General features: G+C 44.9%; 10 protein-coding genes. 4 read left to right on the top strand and 6 right to left on the bottom strand.

All coding sequences use genetic code 11. From position 1 onward, the window contains the following. Positions 1-16 precede the first annotated feature (16 nt). Both MKX41_RS28970 and MKX41_RS28965 read left to right on the top strand, forming a co-directional pair. A complete protein-coding gene (locus MKX41_RS28970) occupies positions 17-508 on the top strand; it encodes a hypothetical protein (RefSeq protein ID WP_042185078.1) in 492 nt (163 codons plus the stop codon). A 266-nt stretch (positions 509-774) separates the two neighbouring features. After that, a complete protein-coding gene (locus MKX41_RS28965) occupies positions 775-2,232 on the top strand; it encodes an amidase family protein (protein ID WP_340974222.1) in 1,458 nt (485 codons plus the stop codon). Between the two features lie 85 nt (positions 2,233-2,317). Here MKX41_RS28965 and MKX41_RS28960 read toward each other — a convergent pair whose 3' ends face one another. Continuing rightward, positions 2,318-2,875, bottom strand: coding sequence for a DUF1273 domain-containing protein (locus tag MKX41_RS28960; protein WP_340974221.1), 558 nt, complete (start codon positions 2,873-2,875; stop codon positions 2,318-2,320). Between the two features lie 176 nt (positions 2,876-3,051). On the opposite strand from MKX41_RS28960, the gene MKX41_RS28955 reads away from it, so the two are divergent. Continuing rightward, positions 3,052-3,720, top strand: coding sequence for a hypothetical protein (locus MKX41_RS28955; protein ID WP_340974220.1), 669 nt, complete (start codon positions 3,052-3,054; stop codon positions 3,718-3,720). 75 nt (positions 3,721-3,795) lie between these two features. On the opposite strand, the gene MKX41_RS28950 is transcribed toward MKX41_RS28955, so the two are convergent. Next, a complete protein-coding gene (locus MKX41_RS28950) occupies positions 3,796-5,826 on the bottom strand; it encodes a beta-galactosidase (RefSeq protein ID WP_340974219.1) in 2,031 nt (676 codons plus the stop codon). A gap of 119 nt (positions 5,827-5,945) precedes the next feature. On the opposite strand from MKX41_RS28950, the gene MKX41_RS28945 reads away from it, so the two are divergent. Continuing rightward, positions 5,946-6,779, top strand: a complete 834-nt coding sequence (locus MKX41_RS28945; protein ID WP_076283846.1) for an AraC family transcriptional regulator — start codon at positions 5,946-5,948, stop codon at positions 6,777-6,779. Positions 6,780-7,278: 499 nt separating this feature from the next. Here MKX41_RS28945 and MKX41_RS28940 read toward each other — a convergent pair whose 3' ends face one another. The 4 genes from MKX41_RS28940 to MKX41_RS28925 all read right to left on the bottom strand — a co-directional run bounded on the left by MKX41_RS28940 (position 7,279) and on the right by MKX41_RS28925 (position 12,478). After that, positions 7,279-9,270: a beta-galactosidase gene (locus MKX41_RS28940; protein WP_340974218.1), complete on the bottom strand. Its 1,992-nt coding sequence runs from the start codon at positions 9,268-9,270 to the stop codon at positions 7,279-7,281. A 130-nt stretch (positions 9,271-9,400) separates the two neighbouring features. Continuing rightward, positions 9,401-10,702 carry an ABC transporter substrate-binding protein gene (locus MKX41_RS28935; protein WP_042185065.1) on the bottom strand — a complete coding sequence of 434 codons (1,302 nt, stop codon included), beginning with the start codon at positions 10,700-10,702 and terminating at the stop codon, positions 9,401-9,403. A 61-nt stretch (positions 10,703-10,763) separates the two neighbouring features. Continuing rightward, a complete protein-coding gene (locus MKX41_RS28930) occupies positions 10,764-11,597 on the bottom strand; it encodes a carbohydrate ABC transporter permease (RefSeq protein ID WP_042185063.1) in 834 nt (277 codons plus the stop codon). Then, positions 11,597-12,478 (bottom strand): carbohydrate ABC transporter permease, encoded by an 882-nt coding sequence (locus MKX41_RS28925; protein WP_149646419.1) that lies wholly within the window; start codon positions 12,476-12,478, stop codon positions 11,597-11,599. Before MKX41_RS28925 ends, MKX41_RS28930 begins: the two co-directional genes overlap by 1 nt. Between the last annotated feature and the right edge of the window lie 89 nt (positions 12,479-12,567).

Raw genomic sequence — 12,567 nt, 5'->3', positions numbered from 1 at the left:
AAACCGGAGGCTGTATATGCTTACTTTTGAACAAAAATTAGCGATTCTCGACTCTTACCCCCAACTGGAACGTAAAAACGTATCCCTTGGGCGCGTGAACTATCACTACGAGGAAAGCCAGCATGATAAGAAAACCGTTGCTTACCATCTGCATCCTAATGGGAATGGTTATGTGTTCGCAGGCTTATTGCGGGGCTATGAGGCAGATGATAAGGGCTTTGTGAACATTCGCGACTACTCGGAAGCCGAGCTGCGGAGTCTGCTGGATGCCTCCATCACCTCACTGTCTATCTACATTCCAGACGCCCCTGTAGCCAGCAAAAGAAAGAAAAAGGCTGCGGCAGCCGCCGACTCACTCTGGACTAATGATGAGGGCCATACACTGACTCTAAAGCTTGAGGATGATTTATGGTATGTCTATGCCGACCTTAATCTAGAAATGGCCTTTGAGACCCTTGAGGAAGCTAAAGAATATTTAGCAGAAGAGGGATTTACAGCACAGGAGTAAGCAGGGGTAATAATAACTCCTATCAGAAAAAAATAAAAAGAGGTGTCCTAACAGCCATTTATTTTGGCCATTTGGACACCTTTTTTCAGTTGCGCGCTTGCAAGCTCTACCCAAAACTTCGCTAATAAAAAACATTAATATCCCCTCTAACTACCGAGACCATCATTCAATAATTTGTAGTATAAAAAGAATACTACCACTAAAACCCAAATTATGGTTAGATGAAGGGGAAGCTATATCCTAAAGGGAAAGAAGCGTGAACGCACATGAGTTTTGAAATCGTAGAAGCCACTATACCGGAGATCCAAGCTGCATTAGAAGCCGGAGAACTTACGTCAAAACAACTAGTTCTCATGTATTATGAACGCATAGCTGATCATGACAAAAATGGCCTGACGATTAACTCTGTGCTGGAGATCAATCCTGATGCATTATTTATCGCAGAATCTCTAGATGTTGAACGTACGATCAAAGGCTCCCGGGGACCCCTGCACGGCATACCTGTGTTATTGAAGGATAACATCAATACAGGGGATAAAATGCATACTAGCGCGGGCTCGCTGGCTTTGGCGAATTCTTTTGCCGGGGAAGATGCGTTTATAGTTACCAAACTGCGTGAAGCCGGAGCAATCATTATGGGTAAAGCCAATATGACCGAATTCGCCAATTTTATGACAACCGGCATGCCCTCCGGATACAGCTCCCGCGGCGGGCAGGTCCTTAACCCCTACAATATATCTACACCAACAGGTGGCTCCAGTGCTGGTTCCGCGGTAGCTGTCGCTTGTAACTTTTGTACAGTCTCTGTCGGCACAGAAACCTCGGGATCGATCCTTAACCCTGGCAACTTGGGCTCCATTATTGGCATTAAGCCAACCGTTGGACTGCTCAGCCGTTCGGGAATCCTTCCGCTATCCAATACACAAGATACTGCTGGCCCTATGGCCAGAACCGTTCGTGATGCCGTTCTGCTGCTAAACGCTATGCTCGGCAATGATACTCAAGATGCAGCAATGGGAACGAATATAGGTAGAATCCACAAGGATTACACTGTATTCCTAGACCAGAATGGCTTGCAAGGCGCTCGAATAGGTATCCCGCGTGATTATTATTTCGAGGAGCTGACAGAAGAACAACTTGCACTGTTCAATGCTTCTGTAGATAGAATGAAAGAGCTTGGAGCTACTATTATTGATCCTGCGGATATTAAGACCGCCCGGGAAATTAGTTATTCTTCTGTGGTATTGAATGAATTCAAAACAGCTTTGAACGCTTATTTATCTCGTTTGGGCCCTGGGGCACCGATGCGAACGTTGAAGGATATTATTGATTTTAATCATGAACATCCTGTGGAGACTTTGAGATATGGTCAAGCTACGTTAATAGATGCGGAATATACCTCTTCCGGCACACAAACCGAACCAAAGTATTTGCTACACCGTGCGACTGACCTAAAACTATGTAAGGAAGAAGGCATCGACGCCACCATGAAGGAGCACAATCTGGATGCCCTGCTGTTCCCTGCCGATTTCGGCGCCAGAATTACCTCCAGAGCAGGATATCCGTCCATCGTTGTGCCTTCCGGTTATACATCAGCCGGCGCCCCCTTCGGTGTAACCTTCTCAGCGAAAGCTTATCAGGAGCCTACACTCATCAAGCTCGCCTATGCTTATGAACAAAACTACAAGGTGCGAAAAGCACCATCGCTAAAGAGTTTTATCTGATCACTTCTTATATCAAAAAGCCCGTAAACGGTGATGGTCTCATTCACTGTTTACGGGCCTTTACTTTTCCAAAATCTACATATACTTACTCATAGTCACGTTGATTCTCTTCATCGGCAATATTCTGAATTTCATCAGAGTGAATTAGAAACAACTCATACTCTCCTTCAGCATGCAGCTTCAGCGCCCGCTCTTTAAAAAACTTCGGACTCCCCTCCGCCGCATCCTCATCATAAAAGAGCAATATTCCGTCACTTTTGCGGAACAACAAATCGTCTCTAGCCCGAAACTGCCAGCTACCGTCATAAGGAGCATTACTGACCGCCCCGAAGAAATCCGCACCCGCAATAATACGCCGATAATCGTTCTGCTTTTCTTCTTTCCATTTCTCTTCCTGACCAGTATGCGCTGTAATGATCCCAAGCTTCAAGTCCGGATATTGCAGCTTAAGTTCGCTCACCACTTCGCATGCCCACAGATCCACACCATACTGGCCGGGCGTAATCACCCATTCCACGCCTTCTTCAATCAAAGGTTTTAATCGGTTAGCTAGTGCCTTTTTGATATAAGGAATCCCTAGATGCTTATTGTCAAAAATACCGAGCTCGTGCGCACGATACCCCGTTACTAGTAAAGTCTTCATGTGCTGCCTCTTTCCTGGTCGTTGGCTTATCCTTTAAGTCTACATATTTGTTCATTATATAACATTTGCATATTTCATTTCTTTAGGCAAACTCTCAGCGGAAATTAAGCAAACTTTCAGAACTGTTTGTTATATTTCTCCTAATCTATCTTTAACCTACTAAGGAGGAATAAAAAATGAGAAAGTTCGTCCCTATTCTAATATCTGGAGGCCTACTCGCTTCTCTATTATTGGCTGGCTGCAGCGCGAATTCAGAGGCCGAAGGAGCAACTGCTGCAAATAACCAAGCAGACAGGGGTTCAGCAGCCAAACAACCACAAGCAAACGGCGATCAACAGAATGGCGGACCTAATATGTCCATGAATTTCGGTAAGATTAAGAGTGTAAGCGATACTACCCTTACCATCTATAAATCGGACATGTCTATGCCCCGACAAGGTGCTGGAGAAGGTGACGGGCAGAACAGTCAAGGCGGTACCCCACCGGAAAGACCTGATGGCGATCAAAGTACAGGAAATGGCGCTGCGCCCGAGGGTGGGATGCCACAAGGGGAAATGCCGGAAGGTGGCGGAGGACAAGGCGGTGGGCCACAGGGAGGTAGAATGCAGCAAAGCTTCTCCGATGAAACCACAGACATTACCATTGATGCGGATACTAAAATCGTAGCGGTTACCTTCGACAATGGCACGCGTCAAGAAAATGCGATCACCTTAGCAGAACTGAAGGCTGATGATATTATCCAATACACACTTAAATCAGATTCCACCGTGGCGGAGAGCATTACATTAAGTAATGGCAATCCGGGTGGAGCTACTCCAGATGACAGCGCGAGCAGCAGCAGCTAATGAAATGCTGCACCACAAAAAAAGATCTCCGGGGAAAAGCTGGTTCCCCGGAGATCTTTTTATATATACTACGAATTAGTTCTTATCTGACAAAATCAATACTCCACGGGCTGGCACAACAGCAGAACCGCTAACCTTATTGCCAGTCAGAAGATCCGTACGCTCAGTAGCACCAATATCCGCACTCAAATCACCAGTGGTGTGGTTCAGCAAGAATAGGTAGGATACGCCTTCCTTCACACGTTGCACAGATTCGATACCTTCCGGTGCAGTTACTAGCGGCTGAATGTTTTTGTCGGCACACAGATTGGCTAAGAATCCTTTCAAGAATCCCGCTTCTGGGCTGGTAGCCACGTAATACGCTTTACCTTCACCAAAGTTATTCACAGTCAAGGCTGGCATTCCTTTATAGAAATCAGATCCGTACTCTGCCAAAACCTCAGCGCCTTCGGCATGAATCAGATCGCAGAGCAGATCACATTTGTAAGAACCACTCAAATTCCCCCACGTTTTGTCCATCACAATCTCATTGCTCATCCCTGGCAGCAGTGCATCAATTTCCTCAGCCCAGATCCCGAGTACGTTGCGCAGTTCCCCAGGGTAGCCACCTACGGTTACGAGGTCGTTCTCATTAACAATTCCGCTGAAATAAGTCGTAATGAATGTACCGCCTGCTTTTACAAAAGCTTCAACCTTCTCAGCAAAACCCGGCTTAACCATATACATCACAGGTGCGATTACAATCTCATATTTGAACAGATTCTCTTCTACACCGATCATATCGGCTTCGATATTTTGTTGGTAGAGTGCATCATAATATTTATGAATCTCATTCACATAATCCAAAGCTACGGATGGTCCGCTTGAAAGGTTGATGGCCCAGCGGTTTTCCCAGTCATAAATAATCCCTACTTTAGCTGCACTACGCGCATCCAATAGCTGATCTCCAAGCTGTCCCAGCTCTTTACCTAGCTCAGCGCATTCACGGAATACACGCGTATGCTCATGTCCGACATGCTCAATAACAGCTCCATGATACTTCTCACATGCACCAATTGAACGACGCAGTTGGAAGAACAGAACAGTGTCTGCACCACGCGCAACAGCCTGATAACTCCACAAGCGCATAACCCCTGGACGTTTCAAAGAGTTATAGGGCTGCCAGTTCTGCTGGCTTGGCGTTTGCTCCATCAGCATGAACGGTTGTCCATTCTTCAATCCACGCATGAGATCATGCGCCATGGCTGTGAAGCTGACCGGTGTATCCAGCGAAGGATAGTTGTCCCAAGAAATGACGTCCATATGTTTAGCCCACTCAAAATAGTCCAATTCATCATAAAAGCCCATCAAGTTAGTGGTAACAGGTACGTTAGGACTGTGCTCCTTAATCGCATCGCTCTCAATTTTGTAGCATTCCAGCAAGCTATGAGACATAAATCTACGGAAGTCTAATGAAATGCCTTGGAAGTTGGTGCGGTTGCCATCCCATTCTTCACTCAGCTCACTAGGCAGTACAATTTCTTCCCAATCATAAAACGTATGTCCCCAAAAACGTGTATTCCACGCTTTGTTTAATGCATCCAGAGAACCATAACGATCCTTCAACCAGACACGGAACGCCGCTTCAGATAAATCAGAATAATCATAATTACTGAACTCATTCGAAACGTGCCAAGCTACAAGCGCCGGATGATCCTTATAACGTTCAGCCAGCTTTCCTGCCAGCTTCGCTGCAAACTTGCGGTAAACCGGACTGTTTGGATTCGAGTTATGACGTCCACCGAACTTGCGTTTTCTGCCCTTCACATCAACACGAGTAACTTCAGGATAACGATGAGCCATCCAAGCTGGGTGCGCTCCTGTACCTGTTGCCAGACATACGTAAGTACCATTTTTATATAGTCTATCCATTAATTCATCTAGTGATGAGAAATCATAATTGTCTTCGGAAGGTTGGATCAGCGCCCAGGAAAACACATTAATTGTGGCAACATCAATTCCTGCCAGTTTAAACATACGCTCATCCTCTGCCCATACAGGCGCATCCCATTGCTCTGGATTGTAATCTCCACCGTACCAAATCTTAGGTAATTTATCGTTAATCACACTTCGCACATCCTTTATAGTATAATTATATATATATTGTAATCGGTTAACCTGACGCTATAAATATAAAATAATCTTCCCAGCATATAAGAATATGGAACTAAGAGGAGATGGAGTCATTGAAGGGAATCGTGCATCGTAGAATTGTGTTCCCCCATGAGGGTGGACAGGATCTACCTATCACATTAGACAGTATCGGTCACAATCATCAACAGGAAAAAGTATCCCGCTTAGATGGCTACGAAACCTATCATTGGCTCCAAACGGCGTCTGGTGAAGGGGTGATTCATTTTGAGAATAAAAGCTTCTCCCTTCCCGCAGGCAGTGGTGTATTACTTCTCCCCTATACTCCACATCGATATGAAGCTTCGGCTGCTAACTGGAGCACCTCTTATTTAACGTTCGGAGGCAGCTCTGCAGGGTCTATTTTGGAGACACTGGGGATGAATATGAATTCTTTTTACCGCTGGGAAAAAGAGGCGCCTCTCTCCAAGCTGCTAAGAGAAATACTTGATCAATATGATGCCTCACAGGACATGTTTGGTCTGACTGCCTCCACTGATGCTTATCGCTTTCTGCTTACTTTAAGCAAATATGGGCAACTGCATAACAATACTACGATATCCCGCAATGTGGATAAGCTGCAGCCGCTACTGAAATGGATGGACAGCCATTATGGTGATCCTGATCTCGGACTTAACGATCTAGCCGATCAGCTTGGCGTCTCAGGGCGATATCTCAACAATCTATTCATACAAACCTTTGGGCTATCTCCTTATGCCTATTTCGTACGGCTACGTATCCGTAAAAGCAAAGAAATGCTTGTAAGCCAGCCGGATCTTACCGTAAAAATCATCTCGCAGAGAGTAGGCTTCCGTGATGTTAGCCATTATGTTGCCACCTTTCGCAAGCAGTCAGGGACTACACCGGAGCAGTTTAGACGACTTCACTAATACTCTAAGGCGTAAAGCTTAATCGCCTCCTGCGTGGTGAAATGCTACATAAGGTTGCGTATGACAGAGCTTATCGCTGTGTGGATCTCATTAGTATGGCATGTGTGTCAGAGTAACTGCATTTTGTACACTTAAATCAGCCTGTTCAGCACAAAATATCCATATAAGTGTATTCTGTGCAGTTATATTCTCAGCATTTGGCTGTGAACCGCGATACTTTGCATTATAGCTGCACTAAATACAACTAAATCCATTTCATAGGCCGAGAGCATAAAATAAGTGTAGAAAGTGCAGCTATTCCGCACCGTACAAACTCACCCTTCACTCCAAACGCAGCATTCTTCACTGCACAAACTGGCTTGTCTCGACAGCTCTCCCGACCCAAGGAGTACATTTAATTGCACTTCATGCAATCACATATCACAAATCTCAATCTCAATCACAAGGGTTAACCCCCCAGGAGATAAAGCCCCCTCACCATCAACGGTTACTTAGAATCCTACATCTCCAGAATTTCCACACCATACGGCTCAAGCTGCAGTTCTCCTGAACAAATCGATTGATTCAGCAGACTGTTATACTCCTGTGGTAACGGGATCGTCACAGACTCCCGGCTCAAATTAAGCAAGAATAAGAAGCTTCCTTGATCTCCCGAACGTACAGAGGCCTGTACTCCATCCGGCAAACCCTCAAATCTAAACAGCCCCTGCTGTTTGGAAAGGCGCTCCAATAAAACTGACCAGAATCTCTCTTCCATATGAGTCCCAAAGTAATAAACCTGACCTTTTCCAAAAGCATTGACGGTTACAGCCGGAGTTCCACTATAGAAATCATCGCCATACCACGCAATCGGCCATGCCACAACAGGTCTCAGGATGTCGCACCACTGCGTGCATTCATATTGGTTACCCTCAGCATCAACGACCTTATGGGTTTCAGCACCTATTGGATCATACTCCAGCACTTCAACCCCTGTGCAATAGCTCAGTAGCCCCGGTAGTGGTTGCATGACTGCGATGTTATTTGTAGTTTTCACGCCACTTCGATTGGTAATAAGCAAAGTTCCGCCAGCTAGTGCAAAATCCTCCAAACTACGTACGATCTCCTCATCCAGCAAATATAAATTCGGAGCAATCACTACTTTATATCCATCCAGCGATTGTCTAAGATCGATAACATCGCAACCCATACCGAGCTTCGTCACCGCACGGTGTATCTGTTTAATATTCTCATAATAATCGAATCCTTCAGCCTGAGGCTGAATATCCATCGCTGCTTTCTCTTCATGAGAATGGAGTATAGCTACTTCATTCTTTAGCGTCGTTCCAGTTAGCTTCTCCCCGAGTGTATTAACCTCATGGCATAACTGAGTGAACTCCGCAAACCTTCGTCCTGGGACATTGCTGTGATCAATCAGTCCGTGCCAGAATTGCTCTGCTCCCGCGACTGCACTACGCCAGCGGAAATGAACGACGGTATCCGCACCTCTGGCTATCGTCTGCCACGCATAAGCACGAATCATCCCAGGATACGGCATTTTCCACATCGGCATCCAACAACCTGGTGAACCACTTAGCTGCTCCATGATCCAGAAGTTTTGACGTTTAATACCACGGGTTACATCTAGTGAAAGTGCTCCGCTATATGGTGTTGTCGCTTGCTTGGTTGGCGAAGTATTCGGATAATAGTCAAATGCAGCGACATCCAGATCAGCACCGACTGCGTACATATCCAGACGCTGTGGATAGCTATGAAAGTTATGAGTGATAAAATGCTGCGGACAAACAGACCGCAAAATATCAATCTGGGTCTTCTGGAATGCTACCACCGAATCCCACTGAAACCGCTGATAATCTAGCAGGAATGATGGATTCTGATGTGGTGATCCGCCCAGTGGAACAGTAAGCTCATTCCAATCGCTATATTCTCCACTCCACACAACCGTTCCCCACTCTGCATTCACCCGATCAAGGCTGCCATATTTGGCTTTCACCCAATTGCGAAACGCTATATTACAAGCATCACAATGACAATCTAACATCCCGAATTCATTATCAGTCTGCCAACCAATAACGGCCGGGTGTTTACTATAGTGCTCCGCAAGTCGCTGCGTGATACGACTTCCGTATTCGCGCAAAGATGTACTATTATAGCAGCGGTGTCCGCGTACCCCTGGATGAAAGGTCTCTCCCTTCGCAAATACCGGCAGCACGTCCGCAAATTTCGTAGTTAACCATCTAGGAGGTGTAGCTGTGGGCGTACCAATCACAACCTGTAATCCATACTTATGAAAAAGATCCAGCGCGCGGTCCAGCCACCTAAACTGGTAATTGCCCTCCGCTATCTCTAACCGGCTCCATGCAAACTCGGCGACTCGAACTACCTTGACACCTGTTTCCTTCATTAATTTGATATCTGGTTCCCACATGGATTCTTCCCAATGCTCCGGGTAATAGTCCACACCTATCTGAATAAGATCATATCGCTTCACCGGCGTCCTCTCCCCCTATCTTGTTATCACCAAAATAAAAGGCGCTCCCCGTCTCATAATGATGAGGTATACGGAGAACGCCTTTGTTAACCACTAGTCCATTTTAATCTTCTTTATGAACGAGCTTCACTTATTTCTTAAGCTTGTCCCAAGCTGCTTGCATGCCTGTCATCCAGCCATTCACATCAACCTTGCCAGCGATCATCTGTTGAATCACACTAGCAAATTCTTGAGTTACACCATCAGGGAATTTAGAGGATTGCAAACCATATACTTTGTCTTCTTTTACATAGTTCCATACGTCAGATCCAAGCTTACCGATATCTTCAGGAGTTGCTTCGATGGTGGACAACGCAGGGATGAATTTCCATTTTTTAACGATGTACTCTTTACCCATATCTGAAGTTACCAACCAGTTCAAGAATGTTTTAGCTTCTTCTTTAGATCCGGAATCTTTGTTGATAACAAGGTTTGCAGGAATACCTACAGTCATTTTGTCATTCTTTGCAGCATCTTCATTGATTGGCATAGGGAACATACCGATGTTCATGTCAGGTGTAATGTTATCAACAAGGGTTTGTGCCCAGTTACCTTCTTGCATCATTGCAGTTTCACCTTTAGCAAACATAGCCAAGTGAGTGTTAGCATCTGTAGTCAACGGATTTTTTTGTCCGTATTTCAAAGTCAAGTTGAGCAAGTTGCTCCAATCTTCAAACACTTTGTTACCTACGATTGTACCGGTACCATCATTCAAGCTCTTAATGAAGCCATTTACATCATCTTGTTGAGCGAATGCTACGCTGATCCCTTGGTTACCAAGGAGCCACCATTCTTGATACGCATTACCAAAAGGAGTTACGCCAATCGCTTGCAATTTCTTAGCTGCATCTTCTAGTTGTGACAATGTTTTAGGAGTTTCAGTGATGCCTGCTTTTTCGAACAGGTCTTTGTTATATACAAAACCAATTCCTTCAAGGTTCATTGGCATACCGTACACTTTACCGTCTTTAGTCATTGGCTCTGCTGCCATAGGAATCAGATCTTTCACCCAAGGTTGATCGGACAGATCTTCCATCTTATCTCCCCAAAGCTCCATTTCAGCATATCCACCATTTGAGAAAATGTCAGGCGCGTCGCCGGAAGCAAACTTAGTCTTCAGTGCTGCAGCGTAATCGGCACCACCACCAACGGTTTGAATATCCAGCTTGATGTTAGGGTGTTCTTTTTCAAATTCAACCTTAAGCTCATTAAGACCTTCAACGATTTCAGTTTTGAATTGAAAGATCTTAACCGTCTTTACTTCACCTTTATCTGTGCCAGCGCTTCCATTTTGTGAGTTACTAGAAGCGTTATTGCCTCCACCGCATGCTGTTAATGCTAAACTCATAGCCATTACTGCCGAAAGTGCAACTGCCGAGCGTTTCTTATTCATTATATTTTCCCCCTTAAGATAGTGGACTACTTATGAAATATTTGGAACGGAGGGCTCGGTGTTAACCTTTCACCGAGCCAGCCGCTATTCCCTCAACAATGTAACGCTGCATGAACAGATAGAAAATGATAATTGGAGCAATCCCGATTACGAGAGCCGGAAGCGCCATATCCCATTGTTTGGTGTATTGACCAAAGAAGGAGAAGGTCGCCAGCGGAATGGTCCGAAGTTCTGGTGCCTGAAGAATCAAGGAAGGCAGCAGATAATCATTCCATATCCCAAGTGCATTAAGCACAATCGTTGTCATTACCATTGGCTTCAGCAAAGGAAGTACTATGCGGAAGAATACGGTAATTGGATTACATCCATCAACTGTAGCCGCCTCTTCAATTTCAAGCGGAACGGACTTGATAAAGCCGTGGAATAGAAAGATTGCCATTGGAACACTGATCCCTAGATTCGTGATAATCAAACCCAGGAAGGAGTTGTTTACTCCCATTACATTTACAACTTTCAAGATTGGAATCATGATCGTTTGAAACGGAACAACCATTGCGGCTACGAACAACAGTAACAAAAACTGATTAAATTTCGTATTCGCCCGAACCATACGATAGGAAGCCATCGCACTAAACAGAGAAATTAGAATAACACTGATAACCGTTATGATGACCGAATTTCGGAAAGCTTCACCGAAACGTGCCAATTTCCAAGCACTTGTATAGTTCGACCACATAAATGTCTGTGGCCAGCTTGCAGCATCACTCAGAATTTCACCGAAGGATTTCACTGAGTTTGCTAGCAAGAAATAAAATGGAGAAAGAAAGAGCAGGGCCAGAAGAATCATCAACACTTCCACGCCGATATTCCATCTGCTTTTTGTCTTGGCGTTCATTAAGCTTCTACCTCCTTGCTCTTCGTAATACGGACTTGAATCAGGGTGATAATCGCCACGATAACGAAGAACAGCAGCGCTTTAGCAGTACCCAGACCGTAACGATTGTTCAGGAAGGCTTCATTGTAAATATTCATAGCAACCGATTCAGTAGATTTGAACGGTCCACCTTTCGTTAAGGAAAGGTTAAGGTCGAACATTTTGAAGGACCAAGAAATGGCCAAGAACAAACCAATAGTTACAGCAGGCATTATTAATGGAACTACAATGTTGCGTAGTACCTGCCAACGAGAGGCACCATCAATATCAGCCGCTTCCAGGACTTCTTTCGATACGTTACTGAGAGAAGCGATGTAGATAACCATCAGATAACCGGAAGACTGCCAAACAAAAACCATTACAATCGCCCAGAAGCCGGTTGTTGCATCACCCAGCCAAGGAAGATTAAAGAACGACCAGCCTGTGAGTTCTCCCATTGTTGCGAACCCTTTGATGAAGATAAATTGCCAGATGAACCCGAGCAACAATCCCCCAATAACGTTCGGCATAAAGAAGATCGTCCGAAGCATGTTACGTGTCTTTAATGGTTTCGTTAACAGATAAGCTAGGAAAAACCCTACCACATTAGTCAAAATTACACCTAACACAGTAAATCTTACTGTAAACCAAAAGGAAGACCAGAAGTCGGGGTCATTCGTAAATATAGTGGAGAAGTTTTGAAATCCGACCCAACTTACATTACCGGATACACCGTTCCAGTCTGTGAAGGAGTAATACATCCCCATGATAAATGGGATAATCGTTATTAAGGTAAAAAACAAAACTGCAGGACCAACGAAGAATACCTGTTGACCTAACTGGGACAACTTAGTGCCGCGCATTTATTGTCCCCCCCTTTCTTTTGCTCACTTACTTGTTTATGCTTTATACACATATTATCTGTTTTTTTGAGCGTACCTCACACCTACGG

This window comes from Paenibacillus sp. FSL R5-0475 (assembly GCF_038004585.1).
Lineage (GTDB): Bacteria > Bacillota > Bacilli > Paenibacillales > Paenibacillaceae > Paenibacillus_AQ.
The sequence above is the reverse complement of the archived record's forward strand: the minus strand, read 5'-3'. Positions and strand labels throughout refer to the sequence as shown.

Excerpts from the sequence above, each read along its gene's own strand:
- MKX41_RS28970 (WP_042185078.1), top strand. The coding sequence starts at position 17 with ATGCTTACTTTTGAACAAAAATTAGCGATTCTCGACTCTTACCCCCAA.
- MKX41_RS28965 (WP_340974222.1), top strand. The coding sequence starts at position 775 with ATGAGTTTTGAAATCGTAGAAGCCACTATACCGGAGATCCAAGCTGCA.
- MKX41_RS28960 (WP_340974221.1), bottom strand. The coding sequence starts at position 2,875 with ATGAAGACTTTACTAGTAACGGGGTATCGTGCGCACGAGCTCGGTATT.
- MKX41_RS28955 (WP_340974220.1), top strand. The coding sequence starts at position 3,052 with ATGAGAAAGTTCGTCCCTATTCTAATATCTGGAGGCCTACTCGCTTCT.
- MKX41_RS28935 (WP_042185065.1), bottom strand. The coding sequence starts at position 10,702 with ATGAATAAGAAACGCTCGGCAGTTGCACTTTCGGCAGTAATGGCTATG.
- MKX41_RS28930 (WP_042185063.1), bottom strand. The coding sequence starts at position 11,597 with ATGAACGCCAAGACAAAAAGCAGATGGAATATCGGCGTGGAAGTGTTG.
- MKX41_RS28925 (WP_149646419.1), bottom strand. The coding sequence starts at position 12,478 with ATGCGCGGCACTAAGTTGTCCCAGTTAGGTCAACAGGTATTCTTCGTT.